This is a genomic window from Citrobacter sp. RHBSTW-00671, assembly GCF_014103415.1.
Lineage (GTDB): Bacteria > Pseudomonadota > Gammaproteobacteria > Enterobacterales > Enterobacteriaceae > Citrobacter.
The window spans coordinates 694,728-720,648 of the sequence record NZ_JABXPR010000001.1 but is presented as its reverse complement, the minus strand read 5'-3'; the positions used below and the strand labels follow the sequence as shown (position 1 = coordinate 720,648).

Sequence of the window (25,921 nt, the reverse complement as noted above, 5' to 3'; positions counted from 1 at the left end):
TACGCGCACTCCTTTTTTGGGGAGAACGGGTATTTTGGGCAGGGGGTTCTATGCAGGACAACACATTACAATTAAGCAACAATACAGCAACCGCCGTACCATTCTCAAAGAAAATACCGTTTACAAAATACGATTTTGGCTGGGTATTACTCTGCATCGGCATGGCAATTGGTGCGGGTACAGTTCTGATGCCAGTACAAATTGGCTTAACCGGCATTTGGGTTTTTATTGTCGCCTTTATTATCGCTTACCCGGCAACGTATATTGTGCAGGACATTTATTTAAAAACACTATCCGAAAGTGAAACCTGCAATGACTACACCGATATTATAAGTCATTATCTGGGAAAAAACTGGGGCGTATTTCTTGGCGTCATCTATTTTCTGATGATTATTCATGGAATATTCATCTATTCATTATCGGTTGTTTTTGACAGTGCCTCATATATAAAAACCTTCGGGCTAACCGATACCGACCTTTCGCAATCAATCATCTATAAAGTCGCTATTTTTGCGGTACTGGTCGCCATTGCTTCCGGTGGAGAAAAGCTGCTGTTCAAAATCTCCGGTCCAATGGTGGTGGTAAAAGTCGGCATTATCATCATCTTCGGCTTTGCGATGGTCCCACACTGGAACTTCAGCAATATCAGCGCCTTTCCTGAAGCATCGGTCTTCTTTCGTGACGTACTGTTGACCATCCCATTCTGCTTCTTCTCGGCGGTGTTTATTCAGGTGCTGAACCCCATGAATATAGCCTACCGCAAGCGGGTGGCTGACCGGGTGCTGGCGACGCGCATGGCCATTCGTACCCACCGCATCAGCTACATTACGTTGATTGCAGTCATCCTGTTTTTCTCCTTCTCATTTACCTTTTCGATTAGCCACGAAGAGGCGGTTTCAGCCTTCGAACAGAATATTTCTGCACTGGCCCTGGCGGCGCAGGTCATTCCTGGTCAGATTATTCACATCACCTCCACGATATTGAATATCTTTGCTGTTCTGACCGCATTCTTCGGTATTTACCTGGGCTTCCATGAAGCGATTAAAGGGATTATCCTTAACGTACTTAGCCGTGTAATTAATGTTGAGAAAATAAACCCACTAGTACTTACATTGGGTATTTGCACATTTATCGTTATTACGCTGGTTATTTGGGTTTCGTTCCGCGTCTCAGTACTGGTATTCTTCCAGTTAGGCAGTCCGCTGTATGGAATTGTGTCGTGTATTATTCCGTTTTTCTTGATCTATAAAGTGGCGCAACTGGAAAAACTGCGCGGGCTAAAAACCTGGCTAATCCTGATCTACGGAGTTTTACTGTGCCTGTCACCACTGTTGAAGTTGATTGAATAATCCGATGACAGCGCCGTCAGCCCTGACGGCGCTTAACTCACGCTCTCAAGCTGGTAGCTACGAATTTTGTTCAATACCGTGGTATGCGATACGCCCAGCGCCTTAGCAATATGCCGCGACGACACATTCTCTTCCACCATCTGCTCAATTAACTGACGCTCGGCGCACTGGACCTGTTCTTTAAACGGACGTTGGGTGTGGCGCAATTCGCCTGCCGACAGATTCGCCATCCCCAGGTCTTCCCGGGTAATAACATCAGATTCGGCCATCAGCATCAGACGAATAATCGTGTTTTCCAGCTCACGTACGTTACCCGGCCAGCTGTGCTGATGCAAAGCGTCAAAACAGGCTTTATCCAGAATAATGCGCCGTTGGAACTCCTTCGCGTATTTCTGCACAAAGTGACGGATCAGCAGACTGATATCCTGCGGGCGCTCGCGTAACGGTGGAATGGTGAGTGAAAGTACGTTGATGCGGTAATAGAGATCGGCGCGCAGCAGACGTTGCTCCACCATCTCTTCCAGATTCGCGTTAGTCGCCACAATAATACGCGCATTAACCGGAATAGTTTGCGCCCCGCCAACGCGACGAATCCCCCCATCCTGAAGGACACGCAACAATTTGGCCTGTAAGCTCAGCGACATTTCACCAAACTCATCCAGAAAAAGGGTGCCTTTATCAGCCATTTCAAACAGCCCTTTTTTGCCTTTACAGTCCGCGCCACTGAAGGCCCCTTTCTCATAGCCAAAAAATTCACTTTCCATCAGCGATTCGGGAAGCGCTGAACAGTTAACCGGAATAAACGGATAAAAACGCCGTGACCCGGAATTATGGATGGCCCGGGCAAGTAGTTCCTTACCAGTTCCGGTCTCACCACGAACCAAAACGGTATATTTGCTATCCGCGATTCTGATCGCTTTTTCTATCAGCAGTTGCATGCTCTGGCTGCTGCAAATAATGTCAGAAAAATAGCGCGGACGTTCCGGTTCAGACATCGACAGTTCGCTTATCTCTTCGCACAGATAAGCAACGTTAATAATATCAGCGCGCTGGCTTAAGCAGGATTGTACGCAGGAAATATCCTGCAACTGGCGACACCAGGATTTAATCAGAATACGTCCAGGCGTAACTTTCATGGAGATGATATTGATATCACAGCAGGAAAATTCCTTCAGGACATCCTCAACCATCGACAGACGATCAATTGTTTTAATATCCCAGCGTATCGTGACCACATTTGCTCCTGGTAGTTAGCAACTGCGAAGTAGATATTTCTGTGACGAAAGCCAACCTGACTACATTCTAGACACTATGGAATAATGTTCTGCCAATGGACTCACATTGTGGGAGTAAAAACGAATTATAAAAAAACCGGAGCACAAGGCTCCGGTTATTGGGTCATAACCCACGTTTATTGCTGCGGATTTTCATCCTGGTCAACGGCAAAGCACGCAACCAGTTGGCCGCCGTAGTCTTTCAGCTGTGGCTGTAGTTGGGTACACGGACCAAAGCGACGACGGCAACGGGCATTGAACGCACAGCCCGGTGGCGGATTCAACGGGCTTGGCAGCTCGCCGGTCAGCTTAATGCGCTCGCGGCGGTCATCCGGGTTCAGGCGTGGTGTCGCAGAAAGCAGCGCCTGCGTATACGGATGGCGCGGATTATTGAAGATCTGATCTTTGGTGCCCTTCTCCACACAACGGCCCAGATACATCACCATCACTTCATCCGCAATATGTTCCACTACCGACAGGTCGTGCGAGATAAAGACGTAGGACAGCCCCAGCTCCTGCTGCAGATCCATCATCAGGTTCAACACCTGCGCACGCACGGATACATCCAGCGCGGACACGGGCTCGTCGGCAATCACTACGTCCGGGTCAAGCATCAGGCCACGGGCAATCGCAATACGCTGACGCTGACCGCCGGAGAACATATGCGGATAGCGGTCGTAGTGCTCGGTTTTCAGCCCCACTTTCGCCATCATCGCCAGCGCTTTTTCACGGCGCTGCCCTTTACTGAGCGTTGAGTTGATCAGCAACGGCTCTTCCAGAATCTGCCCCACTTTCTTACGCGGGTTCAGAGAACCGTACGGGTTCTGGAACACAATCTGGATTTTCTGCCGACGCAATTTCTGCGCCTGCGGGTCGTGCTTCAGCAGATCCTGTCCCTGGTAATACAGTTCACCGCCGGTCGGGACTTCAATCATCGTCAGCAGGCGTCCAAGGGTGGATTTCCCACAGCCCGACTCACCGACTACCGCCAGTGTTTTACCGCGCTCTAAGGTAAACGAAACGCCGTCCAGCGCTTTCACCAGGCGCTCCGGGGCAAACATCCCCTTTTTCACCGGGTAGTGTTTTTTCAGATCAATAGCCTGCAACAGCGGCTGTGGCAAAGCGGCCTTTTGCGTACTCATAGCCCAGGCCTCCCGGCATCATCAAGTGGGTAGTGGCATTTCGACTGACGACCGCCTTCCAGCAGGTTCAGTTCAGGTTCTTCAGCGCGGCATTTGTCGGTTGCATAGGGGCAGCGAGGATTCAACAGACAACCGTTCGGGCGGTCATATTTCCCTGGCACCACACCCGGCAACGAGGCCAGACGCGCTTTATCCTGAGCAAACTCCGGCAGCGCACGCAACAACGCCTGGGTATACGGATGACGTGGCGCGCGGAAAATGTCGTGTGCGGCTCCGGTTTCCACCACCTGACCGGCATACATCACGATAATTTTATGCGCAGCCTCCGCCACCAGCGCCAGGTCATGAGTGATCAGAACCAGCGCCATATTCTCTTTCTGTTGCAGTTCCAACAGCAGCTCAATGATCTGTGCCTGAATGGTCACGTCCAGCGCCGTTGTCGGTTCGTCGGCAATAAGCAGCTTCGGACGACAGGCGATCGCCATCGCGATCATCACACGCTGGCTCATCCCACCGGACAGCTGGTGTGGATACACATCCAGACGCGAGGCCGGGTCAGGGATACCCACCAGCGTTAGCAGGTCAATTGCCCGCTGAACACGCGTTTTTTTATTTCCGCCCTGGTGTACCTTAATGGCTTCCATGATCTGGTAACCCACGGTATAGCACGGGTTAAGGCTGGTCATCGGGTCCTGGAAGATCATCGCCACTTCCGCGCCCACCAACTGACGGCGCTCTTTCTCAGAGATACACTTCAGATCGCGACCGTTAAACTCCAGATTTTCGGCCATCACGCGGCCGGGGTAGTCAATCAGCCCCATAATCGCCAGCGAACTAACCGATTTACCGGAGCCGGATTCGCCCACAATACCAACCACTTCACCCTGGTTCACACTGTAACTAATACGGTCTACAGCGCGGAATTCGGACCCAACATCGCCGAAATGCACCGATAATTTATCTACATTTAATAACGCCATCTCGAACCTCTTACTGCTTCAGTTTGGGATCGAGCGCGTCACGCAGACCGTCACCCATCAGGTTAAATGCCAGCACCGTCAGCAGGATCGCCAGACCCGGGAAGGTCACGACCCACCAGGCACTCTGCGCAAACTGCAACACGTCGGAGAGCATGGTTCCCCATTCCGGTGTGGGTGGTTGCGCACCCATACCCAGGAAGCCAAGCGCGGCCATATCGAGAATAGCGTTAGAGAAGCCAAGCGACGCCTGAACAATCAGCGGCGCAAGACAGTTAGGAAGAATATTAACGAACATCTGACGCATCGCACCTGCACCCGCTACGCGGGAAGCGGTAACGTAATCACGGTTAACTTCCACCAGGACTGCGGCACGCGTCAGACGGACATAGTGCGGCAATGCCACGAACGTCAGCGCCAGCGCGGCGTTACCAATAGAAGGACCAAATACGGCAACCAGCACCAGCGCCAGCAACAGGCTCGGCAGCGCCAGCATAATATCGACCACACGCATGATGACGTTATCGACGATACCGCCAAAGTAACCGGCAACCAGACCGAGCACCACGCCCATCAGCAGGGACAGTACCACCACCAGGCAGCCAACCAGCAGCGACAGACGCGCACCGTACATCAGACGCGACAGCACATCGCGGCCGACATCGTCAGTACCGAACAGATGCGCCATGGTGCCGCCTTCCTGCCACGCAGGTGGAGCCAACAGCGTATCTCGGAACTGATCGGCGGGATTGTACGGGGCGAGAACGTTGGCAAAGACCGCAATCAGGATCATCACCACCACATACACCAGCCCGACAACCGCACCTTTGTTGCGTTTAAAATAGTGCCAGAACTCCTGCAACGGGGTCATCGGCACCGGTGCAGCAATAACTTTATTTTCAGTAACCTGTGACATGATGGCCCCTTACTTCTTATGCCGAATACGCGGGTTCACCACGCCGTACAGTAGGTCTACCAGCAGGTTGACGAGAATAATCATCGTCGCCACCAGTAATACCCCGCCCTGCACTACCGGATAATCACGGCGTTGCAGCGCATCAATCAGCCAGCGCCCCAGCCCCGGCCACGAGAAGATGGTTTCGGTCAGGATCGCCCCCGCCAACAGCGTACCGACCTGAAGACCAATAACGGTCACAACAGGCAGCATGGCGTTACGCAGAGCATGAATGATGATGACGCGCATACGGGTCAACCCTTTGGCGCGCGCGGTACGAATGTAGTCTTCGCCCAGCACTTCCAGCATCGATGAACGGGTCATACGCACAATCACCGCCAGAGGAATGGTGCCAAGCACCATCGCCGGCAGGATCATATGCGCCAGCGCATCAATGAAATTGCCCTCTTCACCCCAGATGGCGGTGTCGATCAGCATAAATCCGGTCAGTGGATTGGAATCATCAAGAAACACCATGTCGCTCACGCGCCCGGAAACCGGCGTCAGGTTCCACTGCACGGAAACCAGCATGATCAGCATCATGCCCCACCAGAAAATCGGCATGGAGTAACCGGTCAGCGCCAGGCCAACTGCGGTATGATCGAAAATGGAGCCGCGCTTAACGGCAGCAAGTACACCCACCGGGATACCCACTGCGACGGCGAAAATCATCGCGCAGACGCCGAGTTCCAGCGTTGCTTTGAAGCGAGGTACGAACTCTTCCCACACCGGTAAGCGGCTTTTCAGTGAGATACCTAAATCACCATGCATAACCCCCCAGATATAGTGGAGGTACTGCTGCCACATCGGCTTATCCAGACCGAGTTCAGCCAACAGTTGAGCATGACGCTCAGGGGAGATCCCACGTTCACCCGCCATGATCATGACCGGATCACCGGGGATCATATGGACGAAGGCAAAGGTGAGAAGAGTGATACCGATAAACGTGGGGATGACGAGTCCCAAACGTCGGAGAATGAACTGCAACATAACCCGGATTCTCTCTAATGACGCACGGCCTGGAACCGTGAGTCTGTATTGCTCACAAATCTTATCCCACGCAAACTGCATCGCGGGTAAAGCATTACGCCGGAGGGCGCTGCGCTTATCCGGCCTACACAATACCGGGGCGCAGCGCTTCCTTGATTGCTTTTAATTATTCGACAGAAACGTTTTCGAAGTGGTGTTTGCCTAATGGATCAACCACATAGCCTTTCACTTCTTTACGCACTGGTTCGTACACGGTGGAGTGAGCAACAATCAGAGCCGGAGCCTGATCGTGCATAACAACCTGCGCTTGCTTGTACAGTTCAATACGTTTGTTGTGGTCGTCGGTCGCACGCGCCGGCTGGATCAGGTCTTCAAACGGCTTGTAGCACCAGCGAGAGTAGTTGGAACCGTCTTTCGCTGCCGCACAGCTGAACAGGGTAGCGAAGAAGTTGTCCGGATCCCCGTTATCACCGGTCCAGCCCATCATCACCGCCTGATGCTCACCCGCTTTGGCGCGTTTCAGATACTCGCCCCACTCGTAGGTCACAATCTTGGCCTGAACGCCAATTTTCGCCCAGTCAGCCTGAACCATTTCCGCCATACGGCGTGCGTTCGGGTTGTACGGACGCTGTACCGGCATCGCCCACAGCTCAACGGTAAAGCCTTTCTCCTGACCGGCTTCCTTCAGCAGCGCTTTGGCCTTCTCAGGATCGTAGGTGTAGTCTTTAATATCGTCGTTATAGCCCCACATGGTCGGTGGGATCAGGTTTTTCGCGGCAACGCCAGCGCCCTGATAAACCGCCTTAATGATGGCTTCTTTGTTTACCGCGTAGGTCAACGCCTGACGGACTTTCACGTCATCAAACGGTTTCTTCTCGGTGTTGAAAGAGAGGTAGCCAACGTTCAGACCGGCCTGCTCCATCAGATTGATGTTTTTATCCTGCTTCATGCGCGCGATGTCTGCCGGGTTCGGGTACGGCATCACCTGGCACTCGTTCTTCTGCAGTTTGGCATAACGCACGGAAGCGTCAGGCGTAATGGAGAAGACCAGACGGTCAATCTGCGGCTTGGTGCCCCAGAAGCCGTCGAACGCTTTATACAGAATACGAGAATCTTTCTGGTACTGTTGCAGCTGGAACGGACCGGTACCGATTGGGTTCAGGTCCACTTTCTCCGGCGAACCGGCTTTCAGCATGTTGTCCGCATATTCTTTAGAAAGAATAGAAGCGAAGTCCATCGCCAGGTCAGCCAGGAACGGTGCTTCCGGACGGGTCAGCACGAACTGGACGGTTTTATCGTCCACTTTTTTCACTTCGGAGATCAGATCCGGCAGACCCATCCCTTCGAAGTATTCATAGCTGCCGCCAGAGACTTTATGGTACGGGTTCTGGGCATTTTTCTGACGATCGAAAGAGAACACCACGTCATCGGCGTTAAAATCGCGCGTCGGTTTGAAATCTTTGTTGTCCTGCCACTTCACGCCAGGGCGCAGGTGGAAGGTATAGGTTTTACCGTCTTCGCTGATTTCCCACTTCTCAGCAAGGCCGGGGATCACTTCGGTGGTACCGGTTTTGAATTCAACCAGGCGGTTATAGATCGGTACGGAGCTGGCATCATAGGTAGTACCAGAGGTGAAAAGCTGTGGGTTAAAGCCTTCAGGAGATCCTTCTGAACAATAAACCAGAGTTTTAGCCTGTACGCTTGCGGCGCAGGTCATAGCCACCAGGCTCAGACCAAGCTTCAGCATCCCTGACTTCTTCAAGGAAATACTCATTCTTCTGCTCCAAATGTGATGTTTGTTGTTTTACCCTTTGCAGTGGGTTTGCACCGCCTGGCCTTTTTTGTTTTTTACCCGGCCGGGTCGGCGTTAAGAGGATGGGGATTCCGTTCACATAAGCGACTGAGTTGCAGTGCGGATTCTCCATGAAATGCCCCTCATGCCCTACAATCTGTCAACAGAATGTGAAAACGTCAATACAGGTAACCGTGATTTACACCAACGGTGAGAATTGGCAAACAAAGATTAAAAAAAGTGCAGACGGGTATTTTCAGCAGGGAAATTTGTGCTACGCGCACTATGCCAGAATAAATATCTTCATATTCAGAAACATTTGGTGATTAACATTTATGCAAATTATGAAAATTTTCTCAACACATGCTGCATATCTGAGCGATTAATACCATGAACGTTAAAACGCACAGCGGAAAATGCTGGGTTCAGCCATAAGTAACGCAAAAAAAGATTCAAGCAAATATAAAAAAAGGCAATGGAATATGTCACAGAATCGTTAACAGTCAGTGGGAAGTGGTGCACAATTTTTGCAGATAAAATGAAGGTCAAAATAGGGGTGGAAAAACGCAAAATACGTCCTGCCAGCGCTTCGCCTGTAGGCCGGATAAGGCGCTTGCGCCGCATCCGGCGATGTCTGTTATAGCATGATGTTTTGCCTGATGGCGCTTCGCCTGTAGGCCGGATAAGGCGCTTGCGCCGCATCCGGCGATGTCTGTTATAGCGTGATGTTTTGCCTGATGGCACTTCGCCTGTAGGCCGGATAAGGCGCTTGCGCCGCATCCGGCGATGTCTGTTATAGCGTGATGTTTTGCCTGATGGCGCTTCGCCTGTAGGCCGGATAAGGCGCTTGCGCCGCATCCGGCGATGTCTGTTATAGCATGATGTTTTGCCTGATGGCGCTTCGCTTATCAGGCCTACAAAAGCCACAAATGCAAAAAACCCTGCTCGTTGAGCAGGGTTTTAAATTTGGTCGGTGATAGAGGATTCGAACCTCCGACCCCTTCGTCCCGAACGAAGTGCGCTACCAGGCTGCGCCAATCACCGAATGCGGGGCGCATCTTACTGCTCAGCTGCACGCCCGTCAATCCCTTAGTATCAAAATGCCATTCGATCGGCGAGAAAGTCAGCAGCCCATTACTGGGCTACAACCTTCTTGTCGTCCGGGACATGACACCAGTTGTTATTCTCATTTATACCGCCGTTTGGCGAGGTATATCCAAGGCAGCCGAGAATGGTGTCGTACAGTTCAACATGGCGACGCGGAACCTTCATATCAGCCTCCTGCTTAAGGTGGGCGAAGGCTTTCGCATGATCGGGGTCTTCCAGATACTTATCCGACATCCACACCAACATAGGAACGCGGAACTGCTCTGGCGGTGCCATTTTACGTGGCGTACCGTGCAGGTGCTCACGCTCGTTGATCGACTCACCGTGATCGGCAGCATAGAACACAATCGCTTTCTTATCGCGCAGCTGGTCAAACACCTTGGTGATAAAGTGGTCAACATAGGTTACCGAGTTATCAAATGAGTTAATCATCTGCGCTTTCGAACAACCGCTATCAACATTGACACACTCCGGCTTCCACTGGGCGTACTCACGGGTATAGCGCTGCGTGTAGTTAAAGTGCGAGCCTTTGGTATGCAGGATAATCAGGTGCTTACCATTATCGTTCGGTTTAATTGATTGCTGCATCTCAGAGATCAGCAGCATATCGTCAACCGTTTTGCCACGGTTACGCGGCTCAGCACCAATCTGCTCACGATATGCGATGTTCTCCGCCATCGTGTTGCTGTAAAACCACATCTCACTTTGCATCGCGTAGAGATCGGTATTAAAACCTAGCTGGCTGAGTACGGAAAAGACGTTTTGTTCTTTCAGCGTACGCTGCGGGTTTTCCTCTGCTCCGCCTTCACGAACAAACATACAGCGTAGCGAAAGTTTGGTTGCCGTATCACACGAATATCCGCGGAAAGCGGCCAGGTTTTTTTCCTGAGCCAGCTTTGGCGTGGTATTTCTCTCGTAGCCAAAAATACCCATATGATCCCAGCGGGTTGTTTCGCCGATAATAAACACGACGTAGGTATCATCAATATTCTTGGGGGCAACGTAGGTAAATTTCTTCGCCGGATTCATCAGCGACTTGTTATCGGAAGACTCATCAACCTGCGCCCAGGCATACAGCCCCAGCGCGGACAGCCAGTTTGAAGGCAAATATGAATTTGCCACTACGCCACCGTAGCTGGGCAAATCAATACCCGTTTCCCGTTCAACTGATTTCTGCTGCATTCCAAGTAAACGAATCGGCGCCCACACCATCAAGCCAGCCAACAGAACAACGGCCACGCTACGCCATCTCATTCCTGGCGTACGTATTTGTTTTAGCAGGGTATAGCGGCAGCGGTTACTCCAGATAAGCAGCAGCGGCAAAATGCTGACCGACACCAGCCACACGATAAAATGCCAGCCCACAACTTCTTTTGATAAATCAATATCGGTTGTCATGACCGAGGCAATAATGCCGTAGCCAATTACCACATTCAGGAAGGTCATGTAATAGCTGGCACCAGCGGAACACAGCACCACAAAGGTAGCCAGTACGCGCCAGGCCCGCCGACCAAACAGAGACAGAAGACGAAGTAAAAAGAAGGTAACCAGCACGGTGCCGGCCAATTCAACAACCGCAGAGATTCCTTTCAACGCGGTAAATTCCTGCACATAGCTGCCGAAGCGGCGATAAAAAACTGCGCAGTTCATAAACAGACCGATATAGATCGCAAGCAAGAAACTAAGCTTTTGCTGCGTCATCGATTTAATGTATCTCATGCAAAAAAACCCTGGGAATCGGGATAAAAACACCCTGTGAAGAGGTCAATCGACCAAACAGGGGAAAATGCGACAACAGCAGAGATGAAATGTCTACGGGCGCGGCTAAGTAGACCACAGGAGGAGTGAAAAGTGCTTATGATGAATGCAAACGGCGCATATATTTTTGTAAATATATGCGCCGTGTATAAATCAGACGAAGTGTAAAATCAGGCGTGTGCCTCAGTAAATACGCTACGCTGCGGCTGGCGAATGGTCGTGGACAGCGCCAGCGAGATGATTAACAGCGCAAAGATAACGCAGAAGGTCACATAGAAACCGCCGAACAGCGAGGCGATAATTGACCCGCAGATGCTGCCAATCCCGAAGCCCAGGTAGATGACCCCATAGTTTTTCGCCAGGTTGTTCAGGCCGAAGAACTCACTCACCAGTGACGGGAAGACCGTAATGGTGCCACCGAAGTTGAAGGCGACACAGGCAATGGCTGCGAAGAATGTCACTTCATTCAGCGGAGCAAAAAGCAGCGCCGCCATACCCACCAGCGAAACAACCTGACCAATGGTGATAACGCGAATACGGGAAATTTTGTCGGACAGAATCCCCAGAACCAAACGACCTGACAGGTTCGCGATAGAAATAACGGTTACCGCATTCGCCGCTGTTGCCACATCCATTTTTGCCAGGCTTTGGGCGATATCTTTCGCGACACCAATCACGTAAAGCCCGCTCATGCACGCAGTCAGGAACATCACTGCCAGCATCCAGTACTGTGGTTTACGCATGGATTGCGCCAGCGTGTAGTCGTTCTCTACCACGCCATTCACGGCTTTAACTTCCTGGTTTGGCGCATCTTTCATCAGCGTGGAGCCAAAGACAATCATCACCAGTACAATCGCGCCCCAAATCATAAAGGTCTTTTCCAGACCCACGGAGCTCAGCAGCTGGCTGTCGATAAATTTAAAACCGAGGCTACCCAGGCCGTAAGAACCGATTGCAAAGGCGGAAATCAGCCCTTTACGCTCAGGGAACCATTTCACGCAGTTAGACAGGGTTAACAGGTATCCTGCACCGTCAGCCAGGCCAACCAGTACACCGGCACTCAGCCACAGCATAATCAGGCTGTCGGAATGCGCGGTTAAGAAGAAGCCCACACCCAGTAAGATACCGGATGCCATGGTGACGCGTTTCACGCCGAAACGTTCCTGAAGCTTCCCGGCGACGGAAGAAGAGATTGCCAGACCCAGACTCAGCAAACCAAAGGAAAATGCGACCTGACTAACCGGTGCATCGAGCTTTGAAGAGAGTGCGCCATTGAACAGGCTCCAGGTATAAACAGAACCTAATGCAAATTGGGTAATGATGGTGCCGATCAGTGTCAGCCACCGGGTACGCTGATAATCAGAAGTTTTCATGGCAGTCTTCCTGCATAAACAAAATGGGAAATTCTCTGCCGACAACCATACCGAAGTGCTTTTATGACCAGGAGAAAACGGCATGAAATGCCATCAGGACGGAATGAAATGCCTGGATTGCGGAATGAATGACGAGACAAAAAGTCGGGTTACTGAATTTTATTGCCGGAGTTAGTGCACGCTATCGCTGGAATGCGTGTGATCCCTGATCCCAATATGTTACAAATGTGTTTTATCCAGGCTTTTTTTGTTAAAATTTGGCGCTCACTCCCATGGTGTACAGGTAGTCGCTGTTATTCGTACTGTTTTCTGCCTGAGAAAGTGCCGCATAGGCAGCCATATGCTGATTCAGCAGCATATCTGCACCGACAGTGACATCGACCCAGTTACCCTCCTGACTCGTCGCCGCCATACGATTGAGACCCGATTGCGCCTTCCAGATATTCTCGCCAAATTGCTGGTTATAACTGATTTGCGCCCATGGCCGCACATCACCAAACTGCGAGTCGACCCGCCAACCCAGGGTACTCACGCTGGCATGCCACATCGGATCGGTCAGTGTTAGCGAAGTCACACTGTCGCCAAATTCGTTGTAGGTAGAGGTGGTTGAACCATCATAATGCAGGGCTGCGACGGGCCCCGTCGTCACCTTACGGGAAAGGGGAAAATTCCAGCCCACGCTCATACCGCTGGTCGCATCCAGAGCCGTTTGGTCCGCCAGATTCACCACCGGCCCCGCCACGTTCTGGGTGGAGCGAATGCGCTCTTCCAGGATGTCGTTATAACGTGGTTGGTGATCGCTGTCCCATGTATAGCGTTCCGACGTATGACCGGACAGCGCATCAACGATATATTCTTGTTGCCAGCCATATGCCGTATTGGCAAACAGCGCACAGACGATGACGTTCGCCAGGATTAACCTCTGACGACCACTACTGTTTCTTATAATCATCAACGCGACTCCAGAAAAGAGCCGAATTCGGCGATATTATTGTCATTGTTTAAAGGATATCGGGCACATGAGGCCCTGTATTAAATATTGTCTTTTTAGCGGGCGCGTCAAGGCGGGCCGAATGAAATTTTTACGCCAGTAAAAACAGCGAGGAAGAGTATGCAACGTTGCGGCTGGGTCAGTCAGGATCCACTATACATTGCCTATCATGACAAGGAATGGGGCGTCCCGGAAACCGATGGTAAAAAACTGTTCGAAATGATCTGCCTTGAGGGCCAGCAGGCTGGGCTGTCGTGGATAACGGTGCTGAAGAAACGGGAAAACTATCGCCAGGCATTCCACCACTTCGATCCTGCAACCGTTGCGGCGATGACCGAAGAGGATGTAGAAAGGCTGGTACTGGATGCCGGTATTATTCGTCATCGGGGAAAGATTCAGGCCATTATCGGCAACGCCCGCGCCTTTTTGGCAATGGAGCAAAACGGTGAGCCGTTTAGCGAGTTCGTCTGGTCATTCGTCGATAACCAACCGCAGTTAACCCGTGCCGCCAGTCTGAGCGATATCCCCACTTCAACGCCCGCTTCTGACGCGCTTTCTAAAGCGTTAAAAAAACGGGGATTTAAGTTTGTTGGCACCACCATCTGTTACTCCTTTATGCAGGCATGCGGTCTGGTCAACGACCATGTCATCGGCTGCATGTGCTACCCAGGAGAACAACATGATTCGTGAATCCAACGCTGACGATCTGGCACCCATTCTGGCACTGTGGATGGAAAGCACCATTTTTGCCCATCCTTTTATTGAAGAACGCTACTGGCGCGAGAGTGAGCCTATCGTACGTGATGTCTACCTGCCCGCTGCGCAAACCTGGGTGTGGGATGAAAACGGTGTGGTCAAAGGTTTTGCCAGCGTGATGGAAGAGCGCTTTTTAGGCGCGCTGTTTGTAGAGCCCGCCGCCATCAGAAGCGGCATCGGCAAAGCGCTGGTGCAACATGTGCAGCAGCGCTTTTCGTGGCTCAGCCTGGAGGTCTACCAAAAGAATCAATCAGCGGTAAACTTCTACCACGCACTGGGCTTTCGCATTGAAGACAGCGCATGGCAGGAAGAGACTCACCATCCAACCTGGATTATGGGCTGGCAGGTGGATCAAACGCCGTAAGCGCCAGGTTCGGCCCACTGTACTTCTCCAGCCACGCCAGCGCGGTATTGCCCGCACAGCCGTTCCCCAGCTTCGAGCTGGGGAGATCTTTGGTCAGCACGTTGACAGCGCCATTTTTACAAATACCGTCGGCGGCCGGGTCCAAATCAGGCCAGGCCCCCTCGTGAATACAGATGACGCCGGGTTTGATCCCTGTCGTCACAACAGCACCCGCCAGGATGTGCCCGCGGTGGTTCCACACCCTGACCATATCGCCATCTGCGATCCCCCGCGCTTGCGCATCCTGCGGGTGAATCGTCACCGGCTCCCGATCCGCCACCGCATACTGTTCGCGTAACGCACTGTAGTTGAGCTGGCTGTGCAAACGGTGAGCCGGATGGGCGGAGAGCACCTGCAGTTGGTCGGGTTCGGCATTGCCGAACCACTCATCGGGCTCCAGCCACATCGGGTGTCCTGCACAATCTGCATAGCCGTAACCTGCAATTTTTGCAGAATAGATTTCAATTTTTCCACTGTCCGTTTTCAGCGGATGCGCCTGTGGATCGCGGCGAAAATCAGCAAAACGGATGAACTGCGTATTTGCGGCGTTTTCCGGCATTTCGATCAGTGCATTCTTTTGCCAGAATTCAGCGAAGGGCGGCAGTGTAACCTGCTGGCTGGCGCCACGCTGCGCTGCAATGTCGTAAAAAGTGTCCAGCCACGCCAGTTCGCTTTTCCCCTCAGTGAATCGGGTATAACCGCCCTGTTCCCAGCGCTCGCTAAGCTCGGCAAAAACATCAAAATCGTTGCGCGCTTCAGCCTGTGGCGGCACGACCTGCTTCATCGGCACCAGATGCTGGTTGCTGTAGTCTCCGGTCATGGTCAAATCGTTACGTTCAAAAGAGGTTGTCGCGGGTAACACGATATCGGCATGCTTCGCCGCAGCGGTCCAGAAACACTCCGAAATAACCACCAGCTCCGGCTTTTGCCAGGCGCGGATCAGACGGTTGGTATCCTGGTGATGCGTGAAGTTTGCGCCACCGGCCCACCAGAGCATGCGGATGTCCGGGAAATGGCGATCCATACCGTTGTGTTGATAGAAACCGCCGGGGTTTTCCAGCGCCTCAACGATACGCGCCACCGGGATTTTATCCACCGCGTCGGTGCCGCCTTTGAGGCTCCCTTGCATCGAAGCCAGTACCGCTGCACGACGCGTCGGGTTCCCACCGTTGGCAAAATGATACGACAGTCCAAATCCGCCGCCGGGCGTGCCAATTTGACCGAGCATGGCGGCCAGGGTGACGATCATCCAGTGTTTCTGCTCGCCATACTGCTGGCGTTGCATGCCCCATCCCGCCATCAGCATGGTGGTGTTTTGGTGAAATATCTCCGCAAGTTCGCGTATCTTCGCCGCCGGAATACCACAAATTTCAGCCGCCCATTCTGCCGTTTTCGCTATCCCATCGGATTTACCCAGCAGGTAGTCGGCGAACGAATCATATCCGGTTGTACAACGGGCGAGGAAATCCTCGTCATGCCAGTCGTTTTCCACCAGCGTATGCGCGATACCCAGCATCAACGCTACGTCGGTCCCCATATGCGGGGCGATCCATTCCATTTTGTCGCCAAAGAACGCCACGCTTTCCGATCGCATTGGATCGATGCAGATCAATCGCTTACCGCTATCGCGCAGCGCTTCAAAGTAAGCAATACCCTGTTCGTCAGAAGCATTCCAGGCAATTTTCAGCGTATTCAGCGGGTTAGCGCTCCACAGCACCACCACATCGCTATGCTCCAGCACCATCGGCCAGCTGGTCTGCTGCTGGTAAACTTCGTTGCCACCTACCACATACGGCATGATGGCCTGCGCCGCCCCCGTAGAATAATCCCCCAGGTGCCCGGTATATCCCCCCGCCAGCGCCATATAGCGCTGTAGCAAGGTCGCCGCTTTGTGTAATACACCGTTCGACCGCCAGCCGTACGAGCCGGCAAAAATCGAGGCTGGGCCGTAACTGCCACGGATGCGCTTATGCTGCGCATCGATAAGATTCAGCGCATCGTCCCAGCTTACACGAACAAACTCATCCTGCCCGCGCACGCCTTGCGGATTATCCGGCGAGGCAAGGAATCCTTTACGCACCATGGGAAAACGTACCCGCGTTTTACTGTGTACCTGATCGCGAACCACGGTTTGCAGCGAGTTGGGATGAGAGGTGGGTAATGCCCCCCGGGATGAAAAAACAGTCTCGCCATCGGTTTCGACAACAATGGGCCCCCAGTGTGCGGCAGTTAACACCGGGTAATGTGCAGGTGAATTAGCCAAGATGGCGCTCCTGAATGCGATGTGACGGCTTATGGTTATGCCGTTCAATGTTACTTACAAATTTCAGAGTCTTCCCTGGAATTTTCTTCATGTTCAGACGTCATAATCAACCGCCACGGTCGCTGTGGTAAAGAAGAAAAAAGTCATTAAGGAATTAAGATGAAGAAACGTGTATTTGTTATTGCTGCCATCGTGAGCGGCGCCCTGGCGGTATCTGGCTGCACAACAAACCCTTACACCGGCGAGCGAGAAGCAGGAAAATCCGGCATCGGCGCGGGTATCGGTTCCCTGGTGGGTGCAGGTATTGGCGCCCTCTCGTCTTCGAAGAAAGATCGCGGCAAAGGCGCGCTGATTGGTGCAGCGGCAGGTGCGGCTGTGGGTGGCGGTATCGGTTATTACATGGATGTGCAGGAAGCAAAACTGCGCGAGAAAATGCAGGGAACAGGCGTCAGCGTGACGCGTAGTGGCGATAACATCATTCTGAACATGCCAAACAATGTCACCTTCGACAGCAGCAGCGCCAACCTGAAACCGGCGGGCGCAAACACGCTGACCGGTGTGGCAATGGTACTGAAAGAGTACAATAAAACCGCCGTCAACGTGTTGGGCTTCACCGACAGCACAGGCAGCCAGGATTTGAACATGCGTCTGTCACAGCAGCGTGCCGACTCCGTCGCCAGTGCATTGATTACCCAGGGCGTGGCAGCGAACCGCATTCGCACTCAGGGTATGGGCCCGGCGAACCCCATCGCCAGCAACAGCACGGCGGAAGGTAAAGCGCAGAACCGTCGCGTAGAGATTACCTTGAGCCCTGTGCAGTAATCGTTGAGCCGGGTGACGGCTTCGTCCTACCCGGCCTACGTTCGACATGTAGGCCCGGTAAGCACAGCGCCACCGGGCAAATTACTTGCTTCGTCAGATTTTCCCGCTAAGGTATTCTCACTAAATCCAGGGAAATCAGCGATGAGCAAATCAACACGGGCAACCATCAGCGATGTGGCAAAGGCCGCAAAAACCGGCAAGACCAGCATTTCACGCTACCTCAACGGTGAAAAGCATCTGCTATCCGACGCGCTGTTAGCCCGCATTGAAAAAGCCATTGCCGAACTCGACTACCGTCCCAGCCTGATGGCCAGAGGCCTGAAGCATGGGCGTACCCGTCTGATTGGCCTGATTATCGCCGATATAACCAACCCCTACTCCGTCAACGTGTTAAGCGGTATTGAAGCCGCCTGCCGTGACAAAGGTTTTACCCCGCTGGTCTGTAACACCAACAACGAAGTGGATCAGGAGCTGCATTATCTCGACCTGCTGCGCAGCTACCAGGTCGAAGGGATCGTGGTGAACGCCGTCGGGATGCGTGAAGAAGGACTGAACCGTCTGCAACAGTCTGCGCTGCCAATGGTACTGATTGACCGTAAGATCCCGGATTTCGCCTGCGATATGGTCGGGCTGGATAACACCCAGGCAGCGACCGTCGCTACCGAACACCTGCTTGAACAAGGTTTTGAAGCCATTCTGTTCCTTAGCGAGCCGCTGGGGATGGTGAATACTCGCCGCGAGCGCCTGAGCGCCTTTCGCGCCACGCTCGCACAATCCCCTGGTGTCATCGCACAAAATGCGGAAGTCCCGCTAACGGACAATACGCAACTCGATGACACGCTGCGCCAGTTTCACCAGCAGCATCGCGGGATGCGCAAAGCCGTTATCTCTGCCAATGGCGCCCTGACGTTGCAGGTTGCCCGCGCGTTAAAGCGTATTGGCCTCAACTGGGGCAGCGACATCGGTCTGCTCGGGTTTGACGAGCTGGAATGGGCCGAGCTGGCTGGCGTCGGTATCACCACGCTAAAACAGCCCACCTGGCAGATTGGCTACACCGCCGTCGAGCAGGTAGTACGCCGGATCGATGGCGACTCAGACGCAATCCAGGAACAGTTTTTTTCCGGCGAACTGATCGTTCGTGGCTCCACCGCCCGCTAAATTTCCTTCGTGATGGTGATCATAAATTCAACATCACAGGCTTTTCTTTGGAACCGGTTCCATCTAGCGTTATAGCAAGAACGCTAGTTTTGGAGTTTCCATGAAAAGAAAAATTATGGTGGTCACTGCCGCTTACGGCTACGACCAGGTACGCGCCGCAGGTGGGCAAACGGCCCTGCTGCCCATCATTGCCGAAGCCGGTGCTGACGGGGTTGAAATCCGCCGCGAGATGCTGACCGACGCCGAGCTAAAAACACTGCCGACAATGGCCTCTGCTATTGAAATTTTCGGCCTGCTGGCATGCTACTCCGCCCCCGAACCGCTGTTCACCGAAGGCGGAAATCTTAATCCTCGCCTTCCGGAACTACTCCAGGAAGCGCAAGCCCTGCAAGCACTGTGGTTAAAAGTTTCCCTCGGCCATTTTGCCCATGACGGACAGTTCGACGTGTTGCGCGAATGGCTGGACAACAGCGGGATGGAGCTGGTTGTCGAAAACGATCAAACATCCTGTGGACGCCTGCAACCGATGAAGCGCTTTAACGATGCCTGTCAGGCATTCAATCTGCCCATTTCTCTGACCTTCGATATGGGTAACTGGTTGTGGGTAGGTGATTCTCCGGAAGAGGCTGCACAGCAATTGGCCTCAAGCGTTGGATATATCCATGTGAAAGCCGCCACACCACATCGTGACAGTTACCGTGCCGTGCCGCCCGATCGCGCAGAACCACGCTGGCTGGCGCTGCTGGACACGTTGCCCGCAGATGTTCCGCGCGGCATTGAATTCCCCCTGGAAGGGCAAGACTTGACGGCGGTTACCCGTCATTACGTCGCTCTGTTACGCAAGGAGTAACACATGAAAAATTCACTGGACGTTGTCACCATTGGTGAAGCGATGGCGATGTTTGTCGCCACGCAAACCGGTGATTTGGCGGACGTGGAGCAGTTTATTAAACGCGTTGCAGGCGCTGAACTTAACGTGGCGACCGGCCTTGCTCGTCTGGGTCTGAACGTAGGCTGGGTCAGCCGCGTGGGTAACGACAGTTTTGGCCGTTTTATTATTAAGTCGCTGGAGAAAGAAGGGATTGATGCGCAGGGAGTCACTCTGGACGGACGCTACGCTACCGGCTTTCAGCTTAAATCTAAAGTTGAAAATGGAACCGATCCCATTGTGGAATATTTCCGCAAAGGCTCTGCAGCCAGCCATCTCAGCGTTGAGGATTATCACGATGGGTATTTCTCCAGCGCACGCCACCTGCACCTGAGCGGCGTTGCGGCCGCGCTGTCTGCCAGCTCCTATGAACTACTGGCGCACACCGCCCGCACCATGAAAGCCCAGGGGAAGACCATCTCGTTCGACCCGAATTTGCGCCCGGTATTGTGGAAAAGCGAAGGCGAGATGGTGGAAAAACTCAACCGACTGGCATTCCAGGCGGACTGGGTACTACCGGGGTTAAAAGAGGGCATGATTTTAACCGGACAACAGACACCCGAAGCCATTGCAGACTTTTATCTGCGTCATGGCGTGAAGGCCGTCATCGTGAAGACCGGGGCTGATGGGGCCTGGTACAAAGCAGCTAGCGGCGAGCAAGGCAGCGTCGCGCCGGTGAAAGTCGACAATGTGGTCGATACCGTCGGTGCGGGTGATGGCTTTGCCGTCGGCGTTATCAGCGCGCTGCTGGAAGGCCGAACGCTGCATCAGGCAGTGACCCGGGGCAATAAAATTGGCGCTCTGGCCATTCAGGTCCAGGGCGACAGCGAAGGATTACCCACACGTGAACAATTAGGGGAATAAATTCCCGGCCAACTCTGTACCCTACATACAGAGGCGGCGTATCAGCATAACCAGAGGGCAGTCTATGAATAGCTCAACTAATGCAGCAAAACGCTGGTGGTACATCATGCCAATCGTGTTTATCACGTACAGCCTGGCGTACCTTGACCGCGCGAACTTCAGCTTCGCCTCCGCCGCCGGTATCAACGAGGACCTCGGCATTACCAAAGGGATCTCCTCTCTGCTGGGGGCACTGTTTTTTCTCGGCTATTTCTTCTTTCAGATCCCAGGCGCAATTTACGCCGAACGCCGCAGCGTACGTAAACTGATTTTTGTCTGTCTGATTCTGTGGGGCGCCTGCGCGTCACTGACCGGGATGGTCAGCAATATTCCAATGCTTGCCGCCATTCGCTTCATTCTTGGCGTCGTTGAAGCCGCGGTCATGCCGGCCATGCTGATTTATATCAGTAACTGGTTTACGAAGTCCGAGCGTTCGCGTGCCAATACCTTCCTGATCCTCGGTAACCCAGTCACCGTCCTGTGGATGTCCGTCGTGTCCGGATACCTGATTCAGGCGCTGGGCTGGCGTGAAATGTTCATCATTGAAGGTTTTCCGGCCATCATCTGGGCGTTCTGCTGGTGGGTACTGGTAAAAGATAAACCGTCGCAGGTGGGCTGGTTGTCAGAATCCGAAAAAGCCGCGCTGCAGGCCCAGTTAGAAAAAGAACAGCAGGGTATCAAAGCCGTGCGTAACTACGGCGAAGCGTTCCGTTCACGTAACGTTATTCTGCTGTGCATGCAGTACTTTGCCTGGAGTATTGGCGTCTACGGTTTTGTTCTGTGGTTGCCGTCAATTATCCGCAGCGGCGGTGCCAACCTGGGTATGGTAGAGGTCGGTTGGCTTTCGTCCGTTCCGTATCTGGCCGCAACGGCGGCGATGATCCTGGTTTCATGGGCTTCCGATAAACTGCAAAACCGTAAGCTGTTTGTCTGGCCACTGCTGCTAATTGCCGCTTTCGCTTTTATTGGTTCCTGGGCCGTTGGCGCAGACCACTTCTGGATTTCTTACACACTGCTGGTGATAGCCGGTGCGGCCATGTACGCCCCGTATGGTCCCTTCTTCGCCATCATTCCTGAGATGTTGCCGCGCAACGTCGCTGGGGGAGCCATGGCATTGATCAACAGCATGGGTGCATTAGGCTCATTCTTTGGTTCCTGGTTTGTCGGCTACCTCAATGGCACCACCGGCAGCCCGTCCGCCTCATACATTTTTATGGGGGTAGCGCTTTTTGTCTCAGTGTGGCTAACTTTAATTGTTAAGCCTGCTAATAATTCTCAAATTCCGGTTGGCGCACGCCACGCTTAAATTTTAACTTACGGAGATTCGCATGAAGCCGTCCATTATTCTCTATAAAGCGTTACCTGACGATTTACTGCATCGCCTGGAAGAGCATTTTACTGTCACTCAGGTGCCTAACCTGCGTGCGGAAACCGTAGCACAGCACGCTGCAGCCTTTGCCAGCGCGGAAGGCCTGCTGGGCTCCAGTGAAGCCGTCAATACCGCCCTGCTGGAGAAAATGCCGAAACTGCGTGCGACCTCCACCATCTCCGTAGGCTATGACAATTTCGACGTTGAGGCCTTAAACGCACGTAAGGTGCTGCTGATGCACACGCCAACGGTGCTGACAGAAACCGTGGCGGACACGGTAATGGCGCTGGTGTTAAGTACGGCGCGACGCGTGGTGGAAGTCGCAGAACGCGTGAAGGCAGGCGAATGGACAAAAAGCATCGGGGCCGACTGGTTTGGTACCGATGTTCACCACAAGACGCTGGGCATTGTCGGCATGGGACGCATTGGGCTGGCGCTGGCGCAACGTGCGCATTTCGGCTTTAGCATGCCGATTCTCTACAACGCACGCCGTCACCATCAGGAAGCGGAAGAACGTTTCAACGCACGCTACTGCGACCTGGATACGCTGCTGCAGGAATCGGATTTTGTTTGCCTGATTCTGCCGTTAACGGACGAAACCCACCATCTGTTCAGTACCGAACAGTTTGCCAAAATGAAGTCTTCTGCCATTTTCATTAACGCCGGGCGTGGCCCAGTGGTGGATGAAAATGCACTGATCGCCGCACTGCAAAGCGGGGAGATTCATGCCGCGGGCCTGGATGTGTTTGAACAAGAGCCGTTGCCGTCAGACTCACCGCTGCTGTCGCTGCCAAATGTGGTGGCGGTACCGCATATTGGTTCAGCTACGCATGAAACGCGCTATAACATGGCGGCTTGTGCTGTGGATAACTTAATTGACGCGCTGCAGGGGAAAGTTGAGAAGAACTGTGTGAATCCGCAAGTGGCCAAATAACACAAAAGGCCGGGTAGCATTGATGCTCACCCGGCCTTTAATGTGTCTTACCGTACGACGATTACTGCGCGGCATTCACCGCAGCAGTCCATGCCTGATTAAATGCCTGATGCTGCGCCGCCAGCGGGCCAATCAGCGTATTGTACTGACTGGCCTGTTGTGAGGTTGGGAACTGGATGCCGTTCGCAACAAAGCTCACCTGCGTATCCTGCTGCGCGATAAAATCGCCTACCTGCACCAACTGCTGCGTGAAAACTTGCGCGGCTGGGATCAGCGGCTGTAACGCCTCTGCCGGTGCGGTCACGACTTTGCTGTAAACCTGATCAAAGACAGGTTTCAGGTCATCACCCTGCTTCAGCGCGCCATGGGCAGCATCTGCCTGTAGCTTCGCATTCTGCAACTGTTGTCCTAACACGCCCAGCGCGCCATTTGCCTGACGCAGCGGTTCACGCTGAGTCATATAATCCTGAGGAACACGGATTGCGTTTACGCTATCAACAACCGGGCGCAGACCGGAGTCCATTGCCTGATTTACCTGCTGTGAATAGCCATAAAGAATCGCGTAATCGGACACAAACGGGCCAAACTGTTTTTTCTGATCGGCAGTCAGCGTCGGTAAACGCTCTCCGCTACGCATTGCAGTATTCTGCAGAAAATCGATAAACGCTTTGCGTTGATCGCCTTCTTTATCAAAACACCCACTCAGGCCAACTACCATTAAGAGCGCCAAAACAGGCGCAAACCAGCGAGAGCAGGACTTACCTGTCGCCATTTTAATACTCCTTTCACCCAAAAATGCGCACAACGACACCCGCGTGCCTGACGTTGACAAGGATAGTCCAGGTCAGCCCCGCAAGATACCCTTTCCGCGTAATCTTGTCGGGGAAAATAACGGTTTCCGCCGCCCGGTGTTTTGCTCAACAATGCTCCATTCACATAACGGCACTCAATTTTAGTCATCTTTACAATTGGAAGGGTTCGATCGGAGATCCCGACCTTTATCAGTTCGTTAGCCAACTAAAGGTTGTCACCCGCGATTCGCTGAAACGAATCCACAACGTATACCTTAAATTCGCCTTCATTTTTTCCGACTACGCTTAATGAGCTTCGATGAAATTCACGATCCCGCTGTGTGATTTATAGGAGTTCTCAATGGAATACAAAGATCCTATGTTTGAACTGCTAAGCAGTCTGGAGCAGATTGTTTTTAAAGATGTATCGCAGACGGTTACTCAGACGCAAAAAACCAACCCTTTCGCTGAATTTGAACAACTACGACGAGGGACAGGTTTAAAAACAGATGATTTCGCCCGGGTGATGGGCGTGACGGTCGCGATGGTTCATGAATGGGAGTCTAAACGCGTGAAGCCATCCAGTACCGAATTGAAGTTGATGCGCCTGATTCAGGCAGACCCACGATTAAGTAAGCAGTTGATGGATTGAGTTATTTTCAAATTTATCCTAAGAGCGGTCCTACAGAAGGGCCGTTCCTCCACTGCCAATATCCACAAAAAAGAAAATAGTAGTTGCATCCACCGGCGTAAAATGAGTTAATGCGCTCAACGGTTTGACGTACAGACCATTACAGCAGTTTAGTAAGGCAAGTCCCTTCAAGAGTTATCGTTGATACCCTTCGTAGTGAGCATTTCCTTTACTGTTAAAAAATCTGTAAAGCACGCCATATCGCCGAAAGGCACACTTATTTTTTAAAAGGTAATACACTATGTCCGGTAAAATGACTGGTATCGTAAAATGGTTCAACGCTGACAAAGGTTTCGGCTTCATCACTCCTGACGATGGCTCTAAAGACGTGTTCGTACACTTCTCTGCTATCCAGAACGATGGCTACAAATCCCTGGACGAAGGTCAGAAAGTTTCCTTCACCATCGAAAGCGGCGCTAAAGGCCCGGCAGCTGGCAACGTAACCAGCCTGTAAGCTTAAAAAGCTCAAGATTCTGAATCCCTGCCAAACGGCGGGGATTTTTTTTTATTTGTTCTCCGCGCCCCCTCTCCCGAACGCGTCTTTGCATTACTTTACCCATCACACCTTTGACCTTTCCCTAAGGGCAAGCTTTATAGTGAGCGAGTTTATATTCCACAATTTTCACAAGGAATTGAAGCTATGTCGAAATCCTCACTGCTGTTATTTTTAGGTTTGCTCACAACCGGTACCGCCTTCGCGGTAACGCCGGAAGCCAACTTCCTGGCTGAACACGGACTCAGCGGGAAATCCGTCGAGCAAATAGTCGAGACCATTGACCAATCACCGCAGAGCCGCCCGCTGCCGTACTCAGCGTCCATCACCAGCACCGCGCTGAAGCTCTCTTCGGGCGACCAGGTGTATACGATGCCGCTCGGGGATAAGTTCTATCTGTCATTTGCCCCTTATGAGTGGCAAACACACCCTTGTTTCAACCACAGCCTTTCCGGTTGTCAGGGCGAAATGCCAGGGAAAAAATTCAACGTCAAAGTGACAGATAGCAAAGGGGATGTGGTGGTACAAAAAGAGATGAAAAGTGGGCGAAATGGCTTCGTCGGGGTTTGGTTACCGCGCAATATGGAAGGCACGATTGAAGTGAGTTACAACGGAAAAAGTGCAGCGCATACAATTAAGACCATGAATGACAGCCAGACCTGCCTGACTGAGTTGCAGTTGCGCTAAACGCATAAAAAAATG

General features: G+C 52.6%; 25 protein-coding genes and 1 tRNA gene. 12 read left to right on the top strand and 14 right to left on the bottom strand.

Going from position 1 to position 25,921, the window contains the following annotated elements:
* Nucleotides 1-50: 50 nt before the first annotated feature.
* Nucleotides 51-1,349 carry an SLC5/6 family protein gene (locus tag HV261_RS03440; protein ID WP_137382037.1) on the top strand — a complete coding sequence of 433 codons (1,299 nt, stop codon included), beginning with the start codon at nucleotides 51-53 and terminating at the stop codon, nucleotides 1,347-1,349.
* 32 nt (nucleotides 1,350-1,381) lie between these two features.
* On the opposite strand, the gene HV261_RS03435 is transcribed toward HV261_RS03440, so the two are convergent.
* From HV261_RS03435 to HV261_RS03380, 12 genes are all read right to left on the bottom strand, one after another.
* Nucleotides 1,382-2,584 carry a sigma-54 interaction domain-containing protein gene (locus HV261_RS03435; RefSeq protein ID WP_202037468.1) on the bottom strand — a complete coding sequence of 401 codons (1,203 nt, stop codon included), beginning with the start codon at nucleotides 2,582-2,584 and terminating at the stop codon, nucleotides 1,382-1,384.
* 176 nt (nucleotides 2,585-2,760) lie between these two features.
* Nucleotides 2,761-3,765: a dipeptide ABC transporter ATP-binding subunit DppF gene (gene dppF, locus HV261_RS03430; protein WP_202037467.1), complete on the bottom strand. Its 1,005-nt coding sequence runs from the start codon at nucleotides 3,763-3,765 to the stop codon at nucleotides 2,761-2,763.
* Nucleotides 3,762-4,745, bottom strand: a complete 984-nt coding sequence (dppD, locus tag HV261_RS03425; RefSeq protein WP_202037466.1) for a dipeptide ABC transporter ATP-binding protein — start codon at nucleotides 4,743-4,745, stop codon at nucleotides 3,762-3,764. Before dppD ends, dppF begins: the two co-directional genes overlap by 4 nt.
* A gap of 10 nt (nucleotides 4,746-4,755) precedes the next feature.
* Complete coding sequence (gene dppC / locus HV261_RS03420; RefSeq protein ID WP_137382040.1) at nucleotides 4,756-5,658, bottom strand: dipeptide ABC transporter permease DppC; 903 nt, start codon at nucleotides 5,656-5,658, stop codon at nucleotides 4,756-4,758.
* Between the two features lie 9 nt (nucleotides 5,659-5,667).
* Complete coding sequence (dppB, locus tag HV261_RS03415; protein ID WP_003827415.1) at nucleotides 5,668-6,687, bottom strand: dipeptide ABC transporter permease DppB; 1,020 nt, start codon at nucleotides 6,685-6,687, stop codon at nucleotides 5,668-5,670.
* Between the two features lie 166 nt (nucleotides 6,688-6,853).
* A complete protein-coding gene (dppA, locus tag HV261_RS03410) occupies nucleotides 6,854-8,461 on the bottom strand; it encodes a dipeptide ABC transporter periplasmic-binding protein DppA (protein WP_202037465.1) in 1,608 nt (535 codons plus the stop codon).
* A complete protein-coding gene (locus tag HV261_RS03405) occupies nucleotides 8,376-8,612 on the bottom strand; it encodes a hypothetical protein (RefSeq protein ID WP_137398959.1) in 237 nt (78 codons plus the stop codon). Before HV261_RS03405 ends, dppA begins: the two co-directional genes overlap by 86 nt.
* Before the next feature lie 209 nt (nucleotides 8,613-8,821).
* Nucleotides 8,822-9,406: a hypothetical protein gene (locus HV261_RS03400; protein WP_202037464.1), complete on the bottom strand. Its 585-nt coding sequence runs from the start codon at nucleotides 9,404-9,406 to the stop codon at nucleotides 8,822-8,824.
* A gap of 40 nt (nucleotides 9,407-9,446) precedes the next feature.
* Nucleotides 9,447-9,523 (bottom strand) — tRNA-Pro (locus HV261_RS03395).
* 90 nt (nucleotides 9,524-9,613) lie between these two features.
* Nucleotides 9,614-11,305 carry a kdo(2)-lipid A phosphoethanolamine 7''-transferase gene (eptB, locus tag HV261_RS03390; protein WP_202037463.1) on the bottom strand — a complete coding sequence of 564 codons (1,692 nt, stop codon included), beginning with the start codon at nucleotides 11,303-11,305 and terminating at the stop codon, nucleotides 9,614-9,616.
* A 209-nt stretch (nucleotides 11,306-11,514) separates the two neighbouring features.
* Nucleotides 11,515-12,717, bottom strand: coding sequence for an L-lactate MFS transporter (locus HV261_RS03385; protein WP_202037462.1), 1,203 nt, complete (start codon nucleotides 12,715-12,717; stop codon nucleotides 11,515-11,517).
* 250 nt (nucleotides 12,718-12,967) lie between these two features.
* On the bottom strand, nucleotides 12,968-13,669 hold the full coding sequence (locus tag HV261_RS03380; RefSeq protein ID WP_202037461.1) for an autotransporter domain-containing protein: 702 nt from the start codon (nucleotides 13,667-13,669) through the stop codon (nucleotides 12,968-12,970).
* A gap of 159 nt (nucleotides 13,670-13,828) precedes the next feature.
* Between HV261_RS03380 and tag the strand changes: the two genes are divergently transcribed.
* Both tag and HV261_RS03370 read left to right on the top strand, forming a co-directional pair.
* Nucleotides 13,829-14,398, top strand: coding sequence for a DNA-3-methyladenine glycosylase I (gene tag / locus HV261_RS03375; protein ID WP_202037460.1), 570 nt, complete (start codon nucleotides 13,829-13,831; stop codon nucleotides 14,396-14,398).
* The gene (locus HV261_RS03370) at nucleotides 14,388-14,828 is read left to right on the top strand and encodes an N-acetyltransferase (protein WP_202037459.1); all 441 of its coding nucleotides are present in this window, start codon (nucleotides 14,388-14,390) and stop codon (nucleotides 14,826-14,828) included. The genes tag and HV261_RS03370 overlap by 11 nt, the downstream gene beginning before the upstream one ends.
* Here the strand turns inward: HV261_RS03370 and HV261_RS03365 are convergent.
* Nucleotides 14,797-17,130 (bottom strand): molybdopterin guanine dinucleotide-containing S/N-oxide reductase, encoded by a 2,334-nt coding sequence (locus tag HV261_RS03365; RefSeq protein ID WP_202037458.1) that lies wholly within the window; start codon nucleotides 17,128-17,130, stop codon nucleotides 14,797-14,799. The two genes, HV261_RS03370 and HV261_RS03365, sit on opposite strands and share 32 nt — an antisense overlap.
* A 159-nt stretch (nucleotides 17,131-17,289) precedes the next feature.
* Here HV261_RS03365 and HV261_RS03360 point away from each other — a divergent pair, with 159 nt between their 5' ends.
* The 6 genes from HV261_RS03360 (at nucleotide 17,290) to ghrB (ending at nucleotide 23,244) form a co-directional block, all read left to right on the top strand.
* Nucleotides 17,290-17,952: an OmpA family lipoprotein gene (locus HV261_RS03360; protein WP_101742802.1), complete on the top strand. Its 663-nt coding sequence runs from the start codon at nucleotides 17,290-17,292 to the stop codon at nucleotides 17,950-17,952.
* Between the two features lie 141 nt (nucleotides 17,953-18,093).
* The gene (locus tag HV261_RS03355; protein ID WP_202037457.1) at nucleotides 18,094-19,110 is read left to right on the top strand and encodes a LacI family DNA-binding transcriptional regulator; all 1,017 of its coding nucleotides are present in this window, start codon (nucleotides 18,094-18,096) and stop codon (nucleotides 19,108-19,110) included.
* A gap of 100 nt (nucleotides 19,111-19,210) precedes the next feature.
* Nucleotides 19,211-19,960 (top strand): sugar phosphate isomerase/epimerase family protein, encoded by a 750-nt coding sequence (locus HV261_RS03350; protein WP_202037456.1) that lies wholly within the window; start codon nucleotides 19,211-19,213, stop codon nucleotides 19,958-19,960.
* A gap of 3 nt (nucleotides 19,961-19,963) precedes the next feature.
* The gene (locus HV261_RS03345; RefSeq protein WP_202037455.1) at nucleotides 19,964-20,902 is read left to right on the top strand and encodes a sugar kinase; all 939 of its coding nucleotides are present in this window, start codon (nucleotides 19,964-19,966) and stop codon (nucleotides 20,900-20,902) included.
* Nucleotides 20,903-20,966: 64 nt separating this feature from the next.
* Complete coding sequence (locus HV261_RS03340) at nucleotides 20,967-22,247, top strand: MFS transporter (protein ID WP_202037454.1); 1,281 nt, start codon at nucleotides 20,967-20,969, stop codon at nucleotides 22,245-22,247.
* A gap of 22 nt (nucleotides 22,248-22,269) precedes the next feature.
* Nucleotides 22,270-23,244: a glyoxylate/hydroxypyruvate reductase GhrB gene (gene ghrB, locus HV261_RS03335; RefSeq protein ID WP_202037453.1), complete on the top strand. Its 975-nt coding sequence runs from the start codon at nucleotides 22,270-22,272 to the stop codon at nucleotides 23,242-23,244.
* 61 nt (nucleotides 23,245-23,305) lie between these two features.
* Here ghrB and HV261_RS03330 read toward each other — a convergent pair whose 3' ends face one another.
* Nucleotides 23,306-24,016: a DUF3053 domain-containing protein gene (locus tag HV261_RS03330; RefSeq protein WP_048213663.1), complete on the bottom strand. Its 711-nt coding sequence runs from the start codon at nucleotides 24,014-24,016 to the stop codon at nucleotides 23,306-23,308.
* A gap of 380 nt (nucleotides 24,017-24,396) precedes the next feature.
* Between HV261_RS03330 and HV261_RS03325 the strand changes: the two genes are divergently transcribed.
* From HV261_RS03325 to cueP, 3 genes are all read left to right on the top strand, one after another.
* On the top strand, nucleotides 24,397-24,687 hold the full coding sequence (locus HV261_RS03325) for an HTH-type transcriptional regulator (RefSeq protein ID WP_048213664.1): 291 nt from the start codon (nucleotides 24,397-24,399) through the stop codon (nucleotides 24,685-24,687).
* 280 nt (nucleotides 24,688-24,967) lie between these two features.
* Entirely contained in the window at nucleotides 24,968-25,180 is a 213-nt protein-coding gene (gene cspE, locus HV261_RS03320) for a transcription antiterminator/RNA stability regulator CspE (protein WP_000014594.1), read from the top strand.
* A 186-nt stretch (nucleotides 25,181-25,366) separates the two neighbouring features.
* Nucleotides 25,367-25,906: a copper-binding periplasmic metallochaperone CueP gene (cueP, locus tag HV261_RS03315; RefSeq protein ID WP_202037452.1), complete on the top strand. Its 540-nt coding sequence runs from the start codon at nucleotides 25,367-25,369 to the stop codon at nucleotides 25,904-25,906.
* Nucleotides 25,907-25,921: the final 15 nt, after the last annotated feature.